The following is a 20756-nucleotide window of genomic DNA, read 5'->3' as shown; positions in this document are numbered from 1 at the left end:
ACAGCGTTACGGCGTTTAACTTTGCCCTGTCACATAACGTTCTGGGTCTAAACAATGTCGATAGGGTCAGTATATGGATTCGATTTAATTTGATAATTGGGTAATATCTGAATTGATTATTCAGTTTTTTCAAATAATAAGAGCGCGAAGATGGATAAGTTTTCGGATATGACGTTGTTTGTCAGCATCGTTAAACATCAAGGTCTGGCAGCGGCGGGAAGGGAGTTAGGTTTGTCTCCGGCGACGGTAACGGCAAGGCTGCAAGCGATAGAAGAACGCTATGGCGTAAAGCTGCTCAACCGAAGCACACGCCACGTATCACTCACGGACGCAGGGGCAATGTACCATCAAGCTTGTCTGAACATCATTGATAGCGTGAAAGAGACGGAAAACTTACTGCAAACGGGTATTTCGGAAGTGCGCGGAACGTTGAAAATTTCAGCTCCACGAGATATTGGCAAACAAATTATTTCGCCGATGGTGTCGGCTTTTTCTGAGCAATATCCGGATGTGACGCCTTATCTTTATCTTAATGACAATTTATCGAACTTGGCTGAATCGGGGCTCGATTTAGTGATTCGTTACGGTGAGTTAGCGGACAGCAATCTCATTTCGCGCAAGCTGGCGTCGAGTCAACGTGTGCTGTGCGCGTCACCTGATTATTTGTCGAAGCAAGGTATCCCAAACTGCCCACAAGATCTCGCGGATCATCGCTGCTTAGCCATGGTGCGCAGCAATGAAGAATTAAAAACGTGGCACTTTAAAGATGAAGAGTCTCACCAAACGATCACGGTCACGCCAAAGCGCTTTTCTGATGATGGTGAAGTGATTCGACAATGGGCGTTGGACGGTGCGGGGATTGCGTTGAAATCGATTTTAGATATTCAGCAAGACCTCAAACAACAACGTTTAGTAACGGTTTTGGATGGGTATATGAAAAACTTCAGCGCCTTTTCGCAAGGCGCAGAAGCGGATCTGCATGTCATTTATCAAAGCCGCCAATATCAACCGAAAAGAGTTCGCCTGTTTTTGGACTTTCTAGTTGAGCAATTTAGCGCGCTGAGTGATACCAGCAACCAGATCTAGATGCGATTCCGAGGTTTCTCGGCGGTGGCGATAAATCCCGACGGTGCCAGGGTTTGGTTCGTTTTCCATGGTTAAGCATCGTAAGCCAAAGGATTCCAAATACGGTTTCAGGTGGCCGGTATAAGACATCACAGCGACGCTTTCTTTCAGTACATCAATACTGGCGAGCAGAGAATCCACTTCGTAAGTCGGTCTGTCATCCAGTTGCTGCCTTTCGCGTTCATTTTGTTTCGGGATTGGGTTATCGATGACGTGAGCGAATTTCTTAGCGTCATAAGTGACTGAAAGAGCGGGGTATTCGTGCAGCATCTCTTCGGTGACGGTTTTCCCTAGCAGTGGATGGTTTGGGGAAACAAAATAGGCATCAACCGTTTGAAATAAAGGAATAAACGTAACATCGCATTTAGACGACAAGCCGACAATCTCGTGGCCGATGAAGAATTCAATCTGTTCGTTGATCAATGAATCCATCAAGCCTAAGTGGTTGCCAAATTCGACGTGCGTAGATGCCGAAGGCTGCTTGGTCAGATGTTCATTGAGTGCTTGTTTGACGAATAGCGGCCACCACGCATCGCCAGTACCCATTTTAATTTTTCCGACTTGGTACTGTTTCCGTTCATCAATGCTTTGCATCATTTGGTTGTATTCATGCTGCATCGCGTTGCTATGGCGATAGAGGATGCGTCCGTATTCGGTCAACACCATGCCATTAGGATGGCGTTCAAACAGCGTCACGCCGAGATTCTCTTCCAGCTTCTTTAAATTGCTTGTTACTGTTGGCTGGCTTAACCCTGCCATTCTTGCCGCAGCGCTGATGCTTTGGCAGCGTGCAACCAGTAAAAATTGCTGCAGAGATTTGTCCATTTTCTTTCCCCTCTAAGAACGAGGGGTATTTTGCACAATTTCATTTATAAATCACAAATCTGTAATCTCATTTGATTGAAATTATGCGCATTTCATAGATCTACATCACTGTTGGGGTTTGACGTATAGATGTTATCTATAGCTCGCTCCTGACTTCCTATTTTCCCATCAAAAGGGTGTTCTTTAGACTGTCGCCAAAACAACAATCTAAGGGATGAACATGAAACCGAGTTTTATTGCGCTTGCTGTCGCGTCTTGTATTGGTCTTGCTGGGTGTGGGTCAGATTCCTCTGATACGCCAGTGTCAGTCGACAAACCAATTATTTCAGCCGACTTATATTTACGTGGTTTAAATGGGGATTGGGGCACGGCAGAGCATGCCAAGCTAAACTATTTGGGTAATAACGAGTACGAAACCGTACTGCGCGTCGCTCGAGGTAGCAATCAGTTCAAGATTGCTGATCCGGGTTGGCAGATCCAATACACCTATTTTGAGGAGCCCGCGGCGTTCGATAAAGCTCAAGAGTACCTGCCAAAACCAGACACGAATGAAGCGTGTATGAACGATGATTGCAACTCTGAGATCACGTTTGAAGACAAAGGGTATTACAAGTTTTCTGTGAGCTTTGCCGATGAAAGTCGCGCGACAATGACTGTGACGAAAGCAACGCAAGAAGAAGCGGAAAAATACTACTCTGATGCGATTCTCGACCCTGCAATGGTGCATGAAGGGCATCAGAGTAAAGAAGTGAAACTGTTCGCCAATTACGATGACTCGAGTGATACCGTGATTTTTTCGGTGAAAGATCCTAAAGCTGAACTGCGTGAATTTGGTATTTCAACGACGACAGAATTGCGTGATGCGCTCGACCAAGGCTTAGTGATTAATGAGCAAACAGGGCCGCGAGTGGTGTCGGGTGATGTCGCGTTTGACGCGTTGTTTGCGTTGACGATGAAAGAGCTAGACCAGCTTGCCGTTTCTGAAATCAAAGACGGCAATTACAACTACAACAACCCAATCAAAGCGGAAGTTTTTGAGACGGGCGCGAAGTGGCATTACGTGTGGACGCGTGATTTGGCGTACGCAGCAGACCTTTCGCTTGCATTGATGAATCCAACTCGCGTGCAAAATGGTTTGAATTTCAAATTGTCCGCTTTCCGCGATACGACCGATCAGCAATACGATGGCGAGCAGATTGTGCAAGATACGGGCACTGGCGGCAGCTGGCCAATCAGTACCGACCGCACGACTTGGGCGCTTGGTGCAGAACGCTTACTTTCGGCATTGGATGGAGAAGAGTACAACCAGTTTGCTGAGCGCGCATATAAAGCCATCAGTAATACACTTGAAGCCGATCGCCTGGCGGCTTTTGATGCGAAATCTGGTTTATACACTGGTGAGCAATCATTCCTCGATTGGCGTGAGCAAACGTATTCAACGTGGACGCCAAACGATGTCAATGCGATTGGTAGCAGCAAAGCGTTATCGACAAACGTGGTTCACTACCGCGCGATTCAGCTCGCGGCTAAGTTGGCAGAGAAGTACGATTCAACCAACGCGGTCAAATACACCGATTGGGCTGAGCAGTTAAAAACCGCTATCAACGAGCAGTTTTGGAATGCCGAACGCGGTATGTACGTAAGCTATTTGTTTGATAATGGCAAAGACATCGCGGTCGACAAATACGACATGTTGGGCGAAGCACTTGCGATCATCAGTGGCGTGGCAAGTGATGCGCAGGCGAAACAAATCATGGCCAATTACCCACACAGTGAGTTTGGCGTGCCAGTTTATTTCCCTCAACAACCGGATGTGCCTGTGTACCATAACCGCGCAATTTGGCCATTTGTTACCGCGTACAGCTTGCGCGCCGCGCATCAAACACAAAACGTGGCTGCGGCGAACAATGCCATTCAATCGTTGGTTCGTGGTACAGCGACCAATTTATCCAACATGGAAAACTTAGAGTGGCTTTCTGGTAAGTCATTCATCATCCATAGTGATCATGGCGAAGATCCGAGCTTGGATGGCCCAGTGATTAACTCTCAGCGTCAGCTTTGGTCTGTGGGTGGCTACTTGAACATGGTGGTAGAGACCCTATTTGGCATCCATACCGAAACAGGTAAGTTGGAAGTGAAGCCATTTATCACAAGTTGGGTGCGCAATAACTTGTTGGCTCAGTCTGAACAAATCACGTTGGAAAGCTTTGCCTTCAAAGGAAAGAACTACTCGGTAACGATTGACTTGCCTGAAGCAAGTAAAGATGAAACAGGTTACTACCCAGTTGAAAATGTCACGATGGACGAAGAGGGGCATTTCCACGTGACACTGGGCGCGCTTGTGAATGTAGATAGCAGCATTACTTTAGTTTCTGGGGTGAAACCGTATGTGAGTGAAGATAGCCGCGTTTATTCTCCGCAAGAGCCAAAACTGGTAGTAAAAAGCGTTGATAATTCGGTTTCGATTGACGTGACGAGCAAGTACAACGTGAACTTGTATCGCAATGGCGAGCTGATTCAAAAGAACGTGATTGCTCAATCTTATTCCGATACGCCAACAGGTTTTGCTTGTTATTTGGCTGAAAGCATTAACGATAAAGGCTTCCGTTCTAACCCAAGCCAGCCAGTTTGTGTCGGTGAAGAGATCCGCATCAAACTTGATGGTGAATATCAGCCACTCAAAGACAATGTCTCAGTGGTTACGGTGAGCAAAGGCAGCGGCGTCGTAAAAGGTGCAGAGTCGTTTACAGCGCCTGTAACGAGCACTTACCAGTTCGATGCTTGGTACAACAATAACCTAGGGCAACTTAATACTGGCATCACGAACACCGTGAAATTATTAGAGGTATTGGATGATGCAGGTAAGGTGGTTGGCCAAGGTTACTTGCAGATGGGCCATATTGGTGAAAACCAAGGTATGCGTTACTCAACGCCAATTGAAGTAGCGTTGGAGCAAGGAAAAACCTATCAGATCGCGCTGAAGGACCACTTCAATATGAGTTACCTCAAATCGAATGAAACCTACATCTACGCTGGTGGTATTGAGGGTGAAAAGAACGAAGCGCAAATCGCAGATATTCGAATCACACCTTTAATGTAGGCTGTTTTAACAAAGCTGTGTTTTAGAAAACTGTGTTCTAAGAAAGACAAAGCCGCTGAGATTATCAGCGGCTTTGTTGTATTTTCTATCGGGGCCGTTTACAGATTAGTTTGCAGCCTGCGGACGAGGTTTACGGCGCTGACCTGACGGTTTGTTTCCTGCAGGCTTAGCATTGTTTGGCTTGCGGTTACCTGACGGTTTACCAGCGTTGCCACTCTTACTACCGTTTGGTTTATTTCCATTCGGTTTATTGCCATTTGGCTTGTTGCCGTTAGGTTTACGGTCATCTGGTTTACTGTTTGTACGACCTTGGCCTTCACTGTTGCCTTTAGGCTTGCCCGCACCACCTTGATTGGTGCTGTTTTTGTTGCCGTTGTTACCACCGTTGAAGCGACGTTTAGGTTTGTTTGCACCATTGCCTGCTTTCTTTTCGGTTGCTGGATCGTTTTCACCCGCAGCATTTGGCGCTTTTGGTTTTTTCGGCTTCTTAGGTTTTTTTGGTTTGATTGGTCGAGTATCCAGTTTAGATTCTGGCACTACATTGGTTGGCGCAAAACCTTCCAACTCTTTACGTGGTAGCACTTCTTGAATCAAACGTTCAATCGCAAACAACTCAGATGCTTCTAGCGCACATACAAGTGAAATCGCTTTACCTACTTCGCCCGCGCGGCCAGTACGACCAATACGGTGAACGTAGTCTTCTGCCACTTTAGGTAGCTCAAAGTTCACCACTTGTGGTAATTGAGGAATATCGATACCGCGCGCAGCAATGTCCGTCGCGACCAACACACGAATTTCACCCGATTTAAAATCCGCCAGTGCTTTGGTACGCGCGCCTTGGCTCTTGTTGCCGTGGATGGCAGCAGCCGGTAGGTTTTGTTCGATCAGGAACTTCGCCAGACGGTTTGCGCCGTGTTTCGTTTTCGTAAACACCAGCACTTGCTTCCAATCGCCGTCTTTGATCAATTTAACCAACATCGGTGCTTTCTTCTTCACGTCTGCTGGGTAGATGCTTTGCTCAACCGTTCTCGCTGTCGAGTTTGCCGGGTTAACGGAAATCTCAACCGGGTTGTTCACCAAGCCTTTCGCAAGGTCGCGGATTTCATCCGAGAAAGTCGCCGAGAAAAGTAGGTTCTGACGTTGTTTTGGTAGCAGGGCTAGGATTTTGCGAATGTCGCGGATAAAGCCCATATCCAGCATGCGGTCTGCTTCGTCCAGTACTAGCACTTCCAGTTGGTCGAACTTCACTGCATTTTGGTTGTACAAATCCATCAGGCGGCCTGGTGTCGCGACCAACACATCCGCACCTTTGCGAAGACGCTGCATTTGCGGGTTGATCTTCACACCACCAAAAACAACTGCACTGCTTAGTGGAAGGTGACGGCTGTACATAAACACGTTTTCTTGCACCTGAGCCGCAAGCTCACGTGTTGGCGTCAGGATAAGTGCACGAACTTGGTTAGCACGAACGCGAGGGCCGTTCGATAAACTCTCAAGAATCGGTAGCGTAAAGCCTGCAGTTTTACCTGTACCAGTCTGCGCTGCTGCCATTACGTCTTTCCCTTCCAAAATAGCAGGAATTGCTTTTGCCTGAATTGGCGAAGGGGTGTCGTAGCCTTTTTCTTGAATAGCTTTAAGGATTGGAGCAGATAGACCTAAAGAGGTAAAACCCATATGTATGATTCTCAATTGTAGAGTTAGATAACAACGCGCCGAAAACAAATCGGTACGAAAAGTGCGACATTCTGAGGCTTTTACGCGCTGGCTTCAACTAATTCCGTCATGGATAAATATTTGAACTGGATCTCATTTCTTTTTTGAACAAAAAAGAGCATAGAAAAGTGACGTAGATTCACTCTGTAGTTTGAATGTGTTACGTGTTCTTTCGGAAAAAACAGCGAGACAAATGGTGATTATTAATCACTCAAACGGCTTAAAAATACTTGTTTGATAAATAATCATAATGATTGAATGTTATTCAGTGTTTTGCCACTCAATTTTAATGGAAATTAGTTAGTAAAGTATTACCAGGTCTCAGATTTGATACATGTCGGTGTGGTTAAATGCTGAGCAGAAAGGAATCGACTGATATAAAACAATGAGCTTGATGTGAATGCAAGGATCTCATTCAGCATCAAATCGCACTATTATCCCAGCTTGCTAACAAAAGGTTGTACTATGCGCTTTGCTATCCGATTTCTCTACTCACGGCCTCCTTCACACTTTATTCAGAGATCTTTCAGCTTTTACTGCCTGAGTTAAAGCTCTCTAAATATTTGTTCTATTGTTGTATTTAACGGTGGCAAGGCTTGTCTACCTAGAGTGCTTTGTTACTGCAAGTTCTATATTTCTGATGTTATGAATTAATTTTGTGGTTGTGAGAACTAATAAAATGTCGTCAATAAATAACAATTTCTACTGGGTTGGTGAACAGCCTGTCAGTGAGTTAGCTGAAGATATGGTTTTGGTTAATCATATTGATGAGGTGGCAACGGGACTCGGTGGCATGGTGTGTATTGCTTATCAAGATCCACACCAAATAGATACCGCGCTGAAAGCGTTTTATCAGGAGAAAGGGCGTTGGTCTTGGGCGGTTTATGTCACCGTGGAAACCCCTTATTCTCGATGCGTTACCGACGGTGTATTTGAAGTTAGAGAATCAATAAAAATTTGGCGATCCATTCAGAGCAAGCTCGATGCCATTGATGAACCGGAAGTGTTAGATCCTTTGATTGGTTGGCTTGGGGTCAATCGTCAGCGAAGAGTGACTGCTTTAAAAAGTTTAGAGTCTATGTCGGTTTATTCGTACCCAATCATCGATATGTTGTTTCCTGATATTTATTCGACTTATCGATACGTGCTCTCAGAGCAAGGTCGCGGAGTATTAGAAGCGGAAGTACTGATCGACAGAATTCGTGTTTGTTCTCAATGTAATAGCGGGCACTTGAATTATGTAGAGGTGTGCCCGGATTGCAGCAGCATCGATATCGACTCTCAAAGCTCTTTACACTGTTTCACTTGTGGCCATGTTGGTGAACAACACAGCTTCCAGCGCCGTGGAAAGCTTGAGTGCCCTAAATGTTTGACCCAGCTGCGCCATATCGGCGTTGATTATGATCGCCCGCTTGAAAACCACGTTTGTAATAGTTGCTCCAGTTTATTTGTTGAAGCGGCGACGATCAGTCAATGTTTAAGTTGTGACTCAAAGATCAAAGTCGAAGAGCTTGTTGTCCGGAAAATTTACCAATATCGACTTGGTGAAGTGGGTGAATACATTTTCCAACACGGCAAGTCCATTCAAGCTCCTGAGCTCTCGATCAAAGGCAAAGTGGAAGTCAGCTTTTTCCAAAATTTGCTTGCATGGTTAAATAAAGTCGCGCTGAGACACAAAGAACAGCACCTTCTACTTGGACTGCATTTACCGACGATCGATGAATACGGTAAGCAATATGGCGATGCAAAATTATTCTCATTGATGGATCAACTGACGCGTCGTCTTAGCGGCTTGTTTAGAGATACCGATATCTGTTGTCAGTACAAACAGGATGTGTTGCTTGTCCTAATGCCAAATACGACCAACGCGAGCCTGTCCATTTTACAGCAAAAATTATCGGATCTGGGTGAGCTTGTTGAAGACGAAGAGTTTGAGTTGGATGTCTTTGCTTGGGACTTGCCCGATCCGATCATTGAAGACGGTGTTTCTGTTTGGATGGAATCGCTGATGGGTGAGATTTATGCTGCAAGATAGTCTCGTTCTGCTCGACTATCTTCGAGGCATGCTACTTCACAATGAAGAGCTATGGCTACTGCTGTTTCCCGTCATGATCATTATCGAGCTACCTCTATATTTGCTGGTGCTAACAGGGATATTTCGTTGGTCATATGCGCAAGAAGACCCAGAATTAAAGCGGTTTCCTTCAGTGAGTTTCGTTATTACTTGCTATGGTGAAGGTGATGCGATTGGGATCACTATCGATACGTTAGTTGAGCAAGTTTACCCAGGTCATATTGAAGTACTTGCTGTGGTTGATGGGGCGGTACAAAACCAAGATACCTATCAAGCCGCGTTAAATGGTGAGAAAAGGCATGCAGGCGTTCGTAATCGTAAAGTGCGCGTGTTGCCAAAATGGCAACGAGGAGGCCGGGTTTCAACACTGAATGCTGGCTTATCAATGGCTAGTGGTGAAATCGTCATTAACGTGGATGGAGATACGTCTTTCGATAACGACATGGTCTTCACCATGATGAAACAGTTCGCGGATAAAAATGTGATTGCGAGCGGTGGTGCGTTAAGAGTTCGCAACCATAACGCCAACTTGTTGACCAAAATGCAATCCTTGGAGTACATGCTGTCGATGCAAGCCGGTAAAACGGGGATGGCGACATGGGGAGTGCTCAATAACATTTCTGGCGCCTTCGGAGCGTTTCGGAAGAACCTGCTTAAGCAAGTAGGGGGCTGGGATACGCATACCGCAGAAGATCTCGACTTAACCATGCGCTTGAAGCAATACAAACGTCGTTATCCTGATAATCAGTTGGCCTTTTCGACGCACTCCATCGGCCATACTGATGTACCAGATACGTTGAAAGGTTTGGTATTGCAGCGGTTGCGTTGGGATGGCGATTTATTGTTTTTGTTTTTGCGTAAACACAATGAAGGGTTGTCTCCACGGTTACTTGGTTGGGGAAACTTCTTATTCACTTTGGCTTATGGCGTGATTCAAAACGTTTTATTGCCGCTGCTTGTGGTGATATTTAGCCTGTACATGGTGATTGTCTATCCACTTAAATTTGTATTGGCGTTGATGCTAATGCTCTATTTTGTCTACCTCTTCTTATCTGCTCTGATTTTTGTTGTCTACATTGGGCTTGTATCAGAGAGAAAAAAAGAGGATTTGAAGTCAGCGAAATGGTTATTTCTTTACCCTGTCTACCAGTTTTTCATGCGTTTGATTACCGCTTTCTCAATGGTTAATGAAGTTGTGAGGAGAAGTCATGAAGAGTCGAGTATGGCACCTTGGTGGGTATTGAAGCGAGGTAAAAAGTTTTAGTATGAAAGTTAACTTTCACTTAGATAAGAAAAACAAACCGCAGTCTGAGAACGGGATGAAAGTCGTCTACGGACAGGCAAAGCGTGGCGGTTATCGTCTCCGTTGGTACTTGATTTTAGCGATTGTAATCAGTCCGCTTTTGTTTATGGCTTATTACTTGTTTAGAACGCAAGTGTTAGTGACGGCGCCTGCCATAATCACGTCACATCCACTTACGGTGACGGCAACTCGCTCTGCCATTGTTGGGCCAGTGCCTGTGAATGTCGGTACGGAAGTGACTCAGGATCAAGCGCTGCTGTTGTTAAAAGATAACGCGTTGAATAAAGAGATTGATTTCATTAAAGATGAGCTGGTGAAACTGTCTAAAAATCAGGTGCAAAGTACTGATGAGCTATACAAAAGTGCTATTGAAAGCTCAGCCGAAGGCTTGAAGAAGGTCCGTGATATTCAGAAAAAATACGACCTTTACAGAAAGAAAGGGCAAGTGTCTGAGGTGGATTACGCCGCTATTGTGAGTGTGAATAACTCACTGAGCAATCAGTTAAGCAGTCAGAAAATTGCTTATGTGGATGCGATGCGTAACTTGGAAGAGTTAGAGTTAGCTGGTCCAGTGACACAAGAGTATCGTTCTTTAATGCGTGAGCTGGTAGTAAAGCGTGCTCAACAAGAAGATCTCACCTTCCGTTCCCCGATGAACGGTCGTGTACTCGATATTCATGTGCATGAGGGGCAAAATGTATCGGAAAATACGCCATTGCTCACGATTGCTCGCAACGTGACACCTGAAATTACGGCTTTTCTAAATCCTAAATACCTCGAATACAGTAATATGGAAACCAAAGCAAAAGTCGTATTTCCTGATGGTCGAAAGTTTAGAGCGACGGTATCGAAGCCAGTTGAGGTTGTGAACAAATTGCCTTCAGAACTTCAAAGCCCATTTGAAGGGCAGCCAGCCTATTTAAAAGTCACACTGAGCTTTGATGAGCCGTTGGAAAAAAGTCGATGGATTGAAGGGGTCGAAGTGGAAGTTCGCTTTTAACGTTGGTTGATTGAGTAGGAAAGGAGCGAAAGCTCCTTTTCTTTTTTGGTTGTTAACGCGCCTTTAGTCGCCTTTAGCATGCATTAAAAACGCGCTAGTCAGTTGCTGAAAGAGTGAATCTATCGAGGGGCGGTCGGATATATGATTGAAGAGCGGTGTGTGGACATCACCACGAATATCATCGTTGTAACCGCAAAGTTGATTACACAATTTTACCGGTGCGACAATCTTTTCAACGTCGGCATCAATCAGAATGCATGCTTGTGATAACACCACTTGCCCACCGCCTTTTTTCAGTAAAACGCGCTGCGCGGTTCCCACAACTTTTTGACCACCAATATTGAGGTTGTACTCGCCATCACAGTAGGAATAAGGCGTAGCATGGACATCTACTTTCACGCCCAGTTGCTCAAAGAAAACTGTCAAAATCGCACACAAATCGAGATACGCTTTCTTGATGTCGTAAGGCTCACCGTCTGGCCAGTGATAGATGTGGGATAGATTAATAATACCCGGTACTTGAGGGACGGGGGCACCGCCAGTTTTACGAGAAAAGAGTTTCCAGCCAGACGCATTTAACGCATGTTCTAACTCATTAGACACTGGCCATTTCTTACCCGCGGGAAGCACGAGCGTCGGGCTTTTTACTTGCCAAAGTAATAGCACTTGCGAGAGTTGGTTGGACTGAACTTGTTTAATGAGCTCATCTTCTTTTTCAAATGCATCAGCGACTTCCGTAGCCGTATAGCGAATTAGCTTATTTTTAGAAACCAAACTCTATCCCTCATCCGTATATTATCGCTACTGTTTTATCTTAGATGCCATGTGATTACTAGCGGTATACGCTGCCTTTAGAGTTTTCTTCGCTTCCATTATTTCTATTTAAAGGGGCGATAGAAATATTTTGTTGGTCATCACATAAGCAATTCATAAAATCCGCCATCTAAATAATTTTTAGGCGATATGACTATGAAAAAGCGAGTGATGTGTCTTGCGTTAGCGGCATCATTGACGGGATGTGTGACGTTCCCGACCCAAGAATCTGAGCAAGTCCAAGTGCTTTGGGACAACGTGAATGCGATTGAAAACTGCGAGCTAATGGGAACGGTAATTGGCTCGGAAGGGCACTTTTATGATTATTGGCTGCACGCAGATAAAGACATGGTTTGGGGTACGTTAAACCAAATGCGCATCAAAGCGGCAGATTTGGGCGCAGATACATTGTATTTATATGAGCCGTTGGACTTCTCCACATCGGTTACTATGTTTGCTAATGCTTATAAGTGCAAACAGTGATAATTTTACTTTTCCGAAAGCAAAGACAGGCGAAATGTGCCTGTCTTTGATCTTGCTGTCAAACAACAAGTTTACGTCTGTGCGCGTTGTGATGAGCACTTTTCAGCTAATTTACATTCGCTGTAGCCACAGCCGTCGTGTCAGAAAACGACAGCGTGAAGTCTTGTTCGGTATTTAATACTTTGGCTGGGAACTCCAAGCTTAACTGTGCGTGTGGTGCGACTTCTGAAGCGATACTGGTGACGAATTTTCGGGTTTCACCCGGAGAGATTGACAAGTTATTTCCCCCTTGTGATGAGAGCTCTGCGATCCCCATGGTTTCAAGTGTGTTACCCGCAGTATCTGCTAAGTTCAACAAAGATTCCGATTTATACACTAGCTCTCCGCTTTCGGTGCGATAGGCATTAAACGTGTTGAAGTTTGGCTGTAATGAACCTTGTGAACCGACGTTAGTCACGGAAAACGTCACATTAGAGCCATCAAAATTCTCGACTTTCACCAACACGTTACCGTCTTGGTAACGCGCTGCTGCGGCAGCACTGGCTTGCTGTTTCTGTCTCTGTTGTTCTTTCTCAATGTTGCTTAACTGTTCCTGCTCGTTAGCAATTCTATTTTCTGCCATGGCGTAAGATTGATCCACCATTGCTAGCAAAGCGGGGATTGAATACAACGTGAGACCTTCCAAATGGTCAAAGTCGATTTTGGCATGCTGAGTAAGTTCGTGGTTCGAGAACTGGCAGTAACCATCAATCAAGCTAACAAATGCGACTTCAAAAGTACCTTGTAATCGGCTCACTACCTGTGCGGCTTTTTCCAAATCTGAGCGTACTTTTCTGATCTCTTCCAATGTCTTTTGTGGTAAACGTCCATTGGGTGACACTTCGTTGGAAACCGAGACCAGTGCTTCGGTCACAAATGGATTGTTTTTGGCTGGAATCACCGTGGTGATGCGGTTGGATTTAGTGATGTCTTCGCCCAGTAACACCATCATTTTTTGCGATACGGCAGTTGTGTTGCCCGCTAAAACATCACTACAGTTTGGAGACGTATTCGCATACGCGGCGAATGCGGTAAAAAGTGAAAAGATAACGGACCAGCCAGTGGTGACGAGTCCTGTCGTGGTTCGAGTGTTCATCCTGATAACCCCTCTGTCATTTGGTGCGATTCACTGACGTAATTGCCAATCAAAAGACTGGCTCGCGACATTCAGAATGGTTCTGGTCAATCCTTCGTAGTGGGTATGCCCGCAGATGCTTTCTAGTCGTTTACTCAATCGCTAAGCCACGACTGAGTAAAGTGTCTGAAATTGAGAACATTAATGCTGCGAAGTTGATGTCTTTTGTTTGAAAGATAGACGTAACTTTTCTAACCATCAAATACGTGATTAGGTTCTCATTTTTATATGAGTGAGAGGATCAAGAGAAAACAGGTACTTACTGTAGAGAGTTGATTTGAGAGAAAATATAAATTTTTTTTGGGAACTTTTTTGATGCTGCCTTTGAGACTTTTTCGAATCTCAAAGGCAGATTCTAACGTATGCGCTCAATTACAAAGCGTTGAGTACATCCGCAAGTCGAGTGACAGCAGTCGTCAGCTCTTCTGGTGTGGCATTGGTAAAGTTAAGACGCAGAGCGGCTTTTACCTTTGAACCTTCCGGATAAAATACCGGGCTTGGCACCACAGCAACCCAGTTTGCAAGAAGGGTCTTCGCAAGTTCGAAGGTGTCGCATTCTGGAATTTCTACCCAGACAAACATGCCACCATCGACAGGTTTGAGTACGCAACTTTCTGGCAGCTGTTTTTGCAGCTCAGCAAACATGACATCGTAACGCGATTTGTAAAGCGCACAGATGGTTGAAATGTGCGTTTCGAAGTTGTCATGTTGCAGTAGACCATGCAGCAAAGCTTGCATAGGAATACTAGAGTGCAGATCGGCACCTTGTTTGATTTTGATGAGTGGCTCAAGGTAACTGCGTTTGCCCGTTACCACACCAATACGCAAGCCTGGAGAGGCGATTTTGGAGAATGAACGCAACACGATGGAGTGCTGCGGGCAGAAATCCGAAACCAGCGGTAGTGCTTCACCAGAAAAACGCAGCTCTCGGTATGGTGCGTCTTCAATGAATGCAACGTCGTATTGGATACAAAGCTCGGCAACTTTTTGGCGAGTCTCTAGCGCCCAGCATACGCCCGTTGGGTTGTGAAAATCGGGCACGGCGTAGAACATTTTTGGTTGCTGCGTGGCAAAACATTGCTCGAGTTCTTCAAGGTTTGGGCCACACTCGGTTTGCGAAACGGTCACGATGTTGGCTTGCACTAAACCAAATACCTGCATGGCTCCAAGGTAGCTTGGTGCTTCCATCACCACTTTATTGCCCGGATTCACGTACGCACGCGCAATCAAATCTAGCCCTTGCTGAGAACCCGTTGTGATCATCGCCAAATGAGATTCTGGTAGCTGATAATAATCGGTCAAAAAGTTAAGTAGCGGTGCGTAGCCTGCTGTTGCGCCGTATTGAAACACCTCTGGCATGTTCGCGAGGTTTTCGAGCGTCGGTTTCATTAAGTCGATCGGGAAGGTTTTTTCGTCCGGTAAGCCACCCGCAAGAGAAATGACGTTCTTATCGCTCGCTGCTGCGAGGATCTCTCGAATGTAGGATGACTTAGTTTGTTGTAATGACTGTGCGATTTCCATGTGCTGTGCTTCTCGTAATTGTCTTTTTTTATGTCAGAAATAGTATAGGTAAATTGCCAAGCTTGGTGTGTCCATTTATGCTGTTAAACATGTCTATTTATGCTATTTGAGCGAAAGTTTACTCCGTGAGCCATCAACAAGTTTCCAGAATCAATGACGTGCTGTTTTACATTCATCAGGATATTAGCAGAGAGTTATCGGCTAAAGAGCTAGCAGATGTAGCAGCCTATTCTGAACAACACTTCCATCGTATTTTTAAAGATGTAGTGGGGGAGTCCATCCATCAATATATCCGCCGTACAAGAATGGAATACGCCGCCAACCAACTGATGTTTGATACCAGCTCATCGGTGTTAGATATTGCTAACAAGTGCGGCTTTAGCTCGGTATCTTCTTTTAGCCGAGCGTTTAAAGCGACGTTCGCTATGTCACCTGGTGCGTGGCGAAAGCATGATTTACAAGTCGCAGAAAAACCGTATTTGAAGGATCCGGAAGTGGCTGCGGGTTATCATCGTGTTGCTAAACGCGAGTTGCCAGAACCTAAAATTATGGAGGTTCCACAACGCTTTGCGGCGTATGTTCGACATGAGGGCTATAACCGTTCCATTCGCAATGCGTGGCTGATTTTGAAAGTGTGGGCAAGTTCTGAGAATCGGGACTTTTCGGTTCAATACGGCTTGCATCACTCCAATCCTGCTTGGGTCGAACTCGACAAGTGTCGTTATGTGGCTTGTATGGCGATTGATACGCCGCTCAAAGTGCGTGGCGTCGTGAATCAAATGACCATCCCAGGCGGTTTACATGCCGTCTTTCGCTTAACGGGCGTATATGGTGAGCTTCTTCCTCAACTGAGTATGGTACTAGAGAAGTGGTTGCCTAACTCTGGCTTTAAACAGCGTTCTACACCCGCTTATGTCCATTATCATAAAAATCACTTTCTCAGCCATGATGAGGCGTTTGAGCTGGATTTCTATCTGCCCATTAGCTTCTTCTAAGGATGAAAACGAACGTATTATCTTGTGAGTCGATTTGTAGTGAGCAAAGAGCTGACCAAGAACGCCATGAAGAAAAGGCAGAGCTTGTGCTGACTCTGCCATTTCTAGGGGATCTTAAAAGTTTGCGTCTGTATTAGTACCAACGGATACGTTAAGTCCGCTAGTTGATTGATAAATGCTGAAAGTTTCGCCTGCGACAATGCCGTCTTCAGAATCGTCATTTGCCGTACAGGTATAACCGACCGAGTAAGTACCAGGTTCTACAAAACCGAATTCGTACTCGTAATTTGCATCATCAACGTCTTGAACCACGTTCGCTGCTGCGATTGGCATTGCTTGGCCTTCTGCGCTGGCAAATGGCCCCATGTTTTCTTCGGCGATATTTCCTTCATATAAGTAGATCGCGTGTGCATATCCATTTGCACTTTGGGTATCCGTTTCGCAGCTTTGATAGGTCAATGTTGCGACATCACCCTGAATCTCCCCCGTTGTAACCGTGTTAATTAAAGTGACGGAGGTGCGTTGAATGTTGTAGCCTTCGTTTTGGCCTGTTCCGTCTTTTAAGCCACGGCGCAGATCAAATTCAACTACGAACTCATTATTGTCAGGGTTGACTGCAAAGGTATTGTTAAAGAACAGTACTCCAGAGTCAGGATCCTTTCCGACACCTTGTGGGCAAGCACCATCACCTTTGACGGTCAGTGGGATTTGATTTCCTGTCGCTTCGTCAATCACATACGATGGGTAGTTTGGATGATCGCCATCATTAGCAAACACGCAGAGTTTATAATTACCAGTTGGTATCAGTTCATCATCCACCAATTCTTGTGCGTCACTGCCTTGGAAGTTGAGTAAGTTAACACTTAGGGGCAGTGGATCTTCACCATCGGGAAGGGGGTTACCATCTTCGTCGACCAAATTGCCTTCTTCGTTTGTTTTATACACATCGAATACTTGTGGTGTGCCACCATCAAGAGGAAGAAATGCAACTTTGTTATATGTGATCACCACTTCTGATACGTCATCAATAGGGGCATCTGATACGGACAAAGTAACAGGAGTCATTGTACTGACAGAGTCACTGTCTGAATTACAGCCAATAAGTGCAACGGCTATTGATGCACTGATTAGGCCAATTTTCATGCTGTTCATTAGATGTACCTTTTTATGAGAAGTGTATTAAATGTAGCCGATTATTGACAAAGTACAGAATAACAACGAGCGGAGTTACCGGGCCGAAAACAGCGACGAACCATCATTAAGACGTTCAGTAAAAGTGTGCTCAAATCGACGATATTGTGCTTAATGAAGTGCTATGGTTAAGAATGTGTCGCTCAAAAAATGAGCGGAGATATACATCAATAACTCTAGCCAAGAGGTCTCTATGTTAGGTGAAAATCACTCATTAACTCATGAATTCCCAGAACATTTGGATACCATTACTCAGCTTGCCGAAAACGATGCATCATTTGCTGAAACCGTTAAAAACTACAATGCTTTAGATAAGGAAATCCGCGTACTAGAACTGCAAGGAAGCCCGATTGATGATCACGAAATGAACGTGTTAAAACATAATCGAGCTGAGCTCAAAGATTGGCTCCACTCGAGAATTATGGGCTCTTAGCGACGCAATGATCATCGGCTCGTAATCTACGAGCCGATTTTAGTTTCAAGGGACGATGCCAAGTATTCCAACATTAGGATTGCTGAGCAGGAGCTTGGAGTGGTAGGTGGCCTGTTTTTACCCAAATGATCGTTTCTTGCTCTACAAAAGGAAAGTGCTCACTCATATGTGGACTGCGTATCCAAGAGTAGGGAGGATAGGTTCCTAGCTCGTCTTTAAATTCCCCCGATAACACAAAAATTTCTTCACCACCAAAGTGACGATGTGGTTGAAACTTCTCGTCTTTCGGCCATTTAACCAATGCGACATGTTCATGCTCAAAATCATGCAATGGCATGACTTTCAGCCCACCAATGCCAGGTAACCAATTCGCTTCGTTCGTGTTGATGCGAACTGTTTCAAGATCATCAGACTTGAATTGATTTAGTTTAACTAAAATCACACAGCCTTCTTTGCTATAGGGCGCATGTTGACTTCCAGGAGGGTTACGCAAGTAGGTTCCAGCAGGGTAGTCACCATGTTCGTCAGAGAACACTCCTTCGAGCACTAATATTTCTTCTCCGTGAGGATGAGGATGAGTCGAAAAGTGCGAGTTTGGCTCATACTTCACTACGCTGGTGGTGTGCCCTGATTCTTTGGCTTCTCTTTCCAAAGGTTTACGCCACACGCCTTTGGAAGGGCTGGCGATCCACTCCTGTTCCCCTGTTTCTATCACGATTCTTTTCGAGAAATCCATATTCAACATACTGAAATTCCATTACTTATCTAATGATTGACTCTCAATAGTATACGTATAAAAAACATCAATTGATTCACTTGTTGATAGTCAAAATCAGGGATTGAATACGAGCTCGCTGTCGGAACCAAGTTAAATTTCTGCTTGTGTAATGATAATTGTTATATTATAACATTGCAAAATTAAATGTTATAACATAACAAAAGGAAAGAAGTAGTGAATAAGAAATTGGTTTCTCTCGCGATCGGTAGCATTTTTGCGTCCCCTGTTTTTGCCGATACATTATCGAACCCACAGATTGGTGTTGTTGTTGATGGCTACTACCAAGATGGTCAACGTCATAATTCTGAGCGCGAAGAAGGCTTTGGCCTAGGCCATACGGAATTGAACTTATCATCAAATATTGACGATAAGTTTCACGGTGCGTTGACCGCTGTTCTTGAAAGTCATGGCGATGAGACAGAATTAGAGCTTGAAGAAGCATTCATCGAAACTTTGGCATTGCCATACGGTGTAAACGTGCGCGCAGGTCGATTCCTATCTGACTTCGGTTACCTCAACAATCAACATATGCACACTGACAGTTTCGTTGAACGCCCAATTGCTTACCGTACTTTCCTTGGTTCGCATTACTATGATGACGGTGTACGCGCAAACATCGTTCTGCCAACCGATCTTTACGTGAAGTTTGGTGTAGAAGCATTAAGCGGCAACAAGATGTCTTCTGTTGAAGATGGCTCTAAAGTTGGTGTTTACACGACAACGATGAAGCTTGGTAATGATTTCTCTGAATCTTCAAGTTGGCAGTTTGGTTTAAGTTACCTGCGTAACGAAAATGGTAAAGTTAAAGAATTCGAAGATCACGACCATGGTCACGAAGAAGAACATGACCACAGCCACGCTGCGGCTGTAACGGGTGCGAACCTATACGGCGCAGATTTTGTGTGGAAGTGGGCACCAGATGGTAATTACAAATACAGCAACTTCACGCTATCTGCGGAATACATGCTGCTAGACGGTGTAGTAGACAGCAAATACAAGAACGATGCAGAGTCACCAGACAACCTAAGTGCATACTATGTTTCGGGCGTTTACCGATTCAACCCAAGCTGGTCTACAGGCCTACGTTACGGCGAAGCAGAAAGTTATGATGGCCACGCACACGGCGATCACATGCATTTCACAGCACTGAATGATAAAGAGATGGATGCGATGATCGCATGGGATTCTTCTCATTTCGGTACGATCCGTGCGCAATTCACTCGCATTGATAACCAAGACAGCGAAACAGACAACGTGTTTACTCTGCAATACGTAATGACATTTGGAGCGCACGGTGCACATGCGTTCTAAACTTGCGATAAGTAAATGCAGTTTAGTGATGATGGCGGCGGGATCTGCCATCATCTCTTCGCCTGCTTTGGCTCTCAACATTTTCGTTTGTGAGCCTGAATGGAAAGCTTTTCTTGAAAGTCATGCCCCAAACGCCACCATTTACTCAGCAACCACGGCTAAGCAAGATCCGCATTATGTTCAAGCTCGTCCGTCTTTGATTGCCAAGATGCGCCAAGCTGACATGGCGATGTGCTCTGGCGCTGAGTTGGAGGTAGGTTGGTTGCCGATGCTTCAAAATCGAAGTGGCAATAGTGCCGTTCAAAATGGTGCTCAAAGCATGATTTATGCGACCGATTTCGTGCGTATGTTGGACTCTCATGATCATGTTGACCGCAGCATGGGGGACATTCATGCGCACGGAAACCCACATGTTCAATTTGCGGCAAATGACATGATTCCGTTGTCTCGCAAAGTAACGGAGCGCTTAAAAGCGATTGATCCCGACAACGCACAAAGTTACCAAGTTAATGGTATGAAGTTTCGCGCGAAGTGGCAAAAAAAGCTCAATGAATGGAATGAGAAAGGCGCGGCTTTAAAGGGTAAGCAAGTTGTCGGTTATCACGCGACGTATCGTTATTTGTACGATTGGCTCGGAATGAAGCAGATTGCCGATCTCGAACCTAAACCGGGCATTTCACCGACCACATCTCACCTGAAATCACTTACCAAGTTAGATGCCGACAGTTTTGATGCGATTGTTTACTCCTCTCATCAGGATCAGCGTCCAGCGAACTGGTTGCAGGAGCATACTGACAAACCTGTGATTCAACTGCCATTGACCGTTTCTGAGGGTGAAAGCTTGGATGAGATGTACGATCAGGTCATTGATGATTTACTGGATGTGTTAGTGCCACCCGTTCTAGTGAAGATCTAAG

The 20756-nt window shown here is 45.1% G+C and carries 17 protein-coding genes; 10 read left to right on the top strand and 7 right to left on the bottom strand.

Annotation, left to right across the window (positions count from 1 at the left end; genetic code table 11):
* Positions 1-150 precede the first annotated feature (150 nt).
* A complete protein-coding gene (locus ACHFJ9_RS03340) occupies positions 151-1086 on the top strand; it encodes a LysR family transcriptional regulator (protein WP_025791489.1) in 936 nt (311 codons plus the stop codon).
* Here ACHFJ9_RS03340 and ACHFJ9_RS03335 read toward each other — a convergent pair.
* A complete protein-coding gene (locus tag ACHFJ9_RS03335; protein WP_100088689.1) occupies positions 1039-1950 on the bottom strand; it encodes a LysR family transcriptional regulator in 912 nt (303 codons plus the stop codon). The two genes, ACHFJ9_RS03340 and ACHFJ9_RS03335, sit on opposite strands and share 48 nt — an antisense overlap.
* A gap of 220 nt (positions 1951-2170) precedes the next feature.
* Between ACHFJ9_RS03335 and ACHFJ9_RS03330 the strand changes: the two genes are divergently transcribed.
* Positions 2171-5050, top strand: a complete 2880-nt coding sequence (locus tag ACHFJ9_RS03330; RefSeq protein ID WP_395355238.1) for an MGH1-like glycoside hydrolase domain-containing protein — start codon at positions 2171-2173, stop codon at positions 5048-5050.
* Positions 5051-5155: 105 nt separating this feature from the next.
* Here ACHFJ9_RS03330 and ACHFJ9_RS03325 read toward each other — a convergent pair whose 3' ends face one another.
* Positions 5156-6724 carry a DEAD/DEAH box helicase gene (locus tag ACHFJ9_RS03325; RefSeq protein ID WP_395355236.1) on the bottom strand — a complete coding sequence of 523 codons (1569 nt, stop codon included), beginning with the start codon at positions 6722-6724 and terminating at the stop codon, positions 5156-5158.
* 718 nt (positions 6725-7442) lie between these two features.
* Between ACHFJ9_RS03325 and ACHFJ9_RS03320 the strand changes: the two genes are divergently transcribed.
* Genes ACHFJ9_RS03320 through ACHFJ9_RS03310 form a run of 3 tightly spaced genes read left to right on the top strand, consistent with a single transcriptional unit; the run spans position 7443 to position 11140 of the window.
* A complete protein-coding gene (locus tag ACHFJ9_RS03320; protein WP_258642728.1) occupies positions 7443-8798 on the top strand; it encodes a diguanylate cyclase domain-containing protein in 1356 nt (451 codons plus the stop codon).
* Positions 8785-10101 carry a glycosyltransferase gene (locus tag ACHFJ9_RS03315; RefSeq protein WP_395355234.1) on the top strand — a complete coding sequence of 439 codons (1317 nt, stop codon included), beginning with the start codon at positions 8785-8787 and terminating at the stop codon, positions 10099-10101. Before ACHFJ9_RS03320 ends, ACHFJ9_RS03315 begins: the two co-directional genes overlap by 14 nt.
* Position 10102: 1 nt before the next feature.
* Positions 10103-11140 (top strand): HlyD family secretion protein, encoded by a 1038-nt coding sequence (locus tag ACHFJ9_RS03310; RefSeq protein ID WP_048624783.1) that lies wholly within the window; start codon positions 10103-10105, stop codon positions 11138-11140.
* Between the two features lie 63 nt (positions 11141-11203).
* On the opposite strand, the gene ACHFJ9_RS03305 is transcribed toward ACHFJ9_RS03310, so the two are convergent.
* Positions 11204-11914 carry a lipoyl protein ligase domain-containing protein gene (locus ACHFJ9_RS03305; protein WP_048624784.1) on the bottom strand — a complete coding sequence of 237 codons (711 nt, stop codon included), beginning with the start codon at positions 11912-11914 and terminating at the stop codon, positions 11204-11206.
* Positions 11915-12109: 195 nt separating this feature from the next.
* Between ACHFJ9_RS03305 and ACHFJ9_RS03300 the strand changes: the two genes are divergently transcribed.
* Positions 12110-12436 (top strand): DUF4156 domain-containing protein, encoded by a 327-nt coding sequence (locus ACHFJ9_RS03300; RefSeq protein WP_025592803.1) that lies wholly within the window; start codon positions 12110-12112, stop codon positions 12434-12436.
* A gap of 106 nt (positions 12437-12542) precedes the next feature.
* Here the strand turns inward: ACHFJ9_RS03300 and ACHFJ9_RS03295 are convergent, their stop codons facing one another.
* Together ACHFJ9_RS03295 and ACHFJ9_RS03290 are read right to left on the bottom strand one after the other, a co-directional pair.
* Entirely contained in the window at positions 12543-13571 is a 1029-nt protein-coding gene (locus ACHFJ9_RS03295) for a hypothetical protein (protein WP_395355231.1), read from the bottom strand.
* Positions 13572-13982: 411 nt separating this feature from the next.
* The gene (locus ACHFJ9_RS03290) at positions 13983-15131 is read right to left on the bottom strand and encodes a PLP-dependent aminotransferase family protein (protein ID WP_395355229.1); all 1149 of its coding nucleotides are present in this window, start codon (positions 15129-15131) and stop codon (positions 13983-13985) included.
* Between the two features lie 125 nt (positions 15132-15256).
* Here ACHFJ9_RS03290 and ACHFJ9_RS03285 point away from each other — a divergent pair, with 125 nt between their 5' ends.
* Positions 15257-16126: a GyrI-like domain-containing protein gene (locus ACHFJ9_RS03285; RefSeq protein ID WP_395355227.1), complete on the top strand. Its 870-nt coding sequence runs from the start codon at positions 15257-15259 to the stop codon at positions 16124-16126.
* Between the two features lie 114 nt (positions 16127-16240).
* Here ACHFJ9_RS03285 and ACHFJ9_RS03280 read toward each other — a convergent pair whose 3' ends face one another.
* Positions 16241-17278, bottom strand: coding sequence for a DUF4382 domain-containing protein (locus tag ACHFJ9_RS03280; protein ID WP_395355225.1), 1038 nt, complete (start codon positions 17276-17278; stop codon positions 16241-16243).
* A gap of 232 nt (positions 17279-17510) precedes the next feature.
* On the opposite strand from ACHFJ9_RS03280, the gene ACHFJ9_RS03275 reads away from it, so the two are divergent.
* On the top strand, positions 17511-17750 hold the full coding sequence (locus ACHFJ9_RS03275) for a YdcH family protein (protein WP_005392770.1): 240 nt from the start codon (positions 17511-17513) through the stop codon (positions 17748-17750).
* A 73-nt stretch (positions 17751-17823) separates the two neighbouring features.
* On the opposite strand, the gene ACHFJ9_RS03270 is transcribed toward ACHFJ9_RS03275, so the two are convergent.
* The gene (locus ACHFJ9_RS03270) at positions 17824-18495 is read right to left on the bottom strand and encodes a cupin domain-containing protein (protein WP_317387282.1); all 672 of its coding nucleotides are present in this window, start codon (positions 18493-18495) and stop codon (positions 17824-17826) included.
* Positions 18496-18702: 207 nt separating this feature from the next.
* Between ACHFJ9_RS03270 and ACHFJ9_RS03265 the strand changes: the two genes are divergently transcribed.
* Together ACHFJ9_RS03265 and ACHFJ9_RS03260 are read left to right on the top strand one after the other, a co-directional pair.
* A complete protein-coding gene (locus ACHFJ9_RS03265) occupies positions 18703-19839 on the top strand; it encodes a hypothetical protein (RefSeq protein ID WP_145534518.1) in 1137 nt (378 codons plus the stop codon).
* Positions 19829-20755, top strand: a complete 927-nt coding sequence (locus ACHFJ9_RS03260; RefSeq protein ID WP_395355222.1) for a metal ABC transporter solute-binding protein, Zn/Mn family — start codon at positions 19829-19831, stop codon at positions 20753-20755. The genes ACHFJ9_RS03265 and ACHFJ9_RS03260 overlap by 11 nt, the downstream gene beginning before the upstream one ends.
* Position 20756 lies beyond the last annotated feature (1 nt).

Source organism: Vibrio sp. D3, from assembly GCF_043995865.1.
In the GTDB taxonomy this organism is placed as follows: Bacteria; Pseudomonadota; Gammaproteobacteria; order Enterobacterales; family Vibrionaceae; genus Vibrio; species Vibrio diabolicus.
The sequence above is the reverse complement of the archived record's forward strand: the minus strand, read 5'-3'. Positions and strand labels throughout refer to the sequence as shown.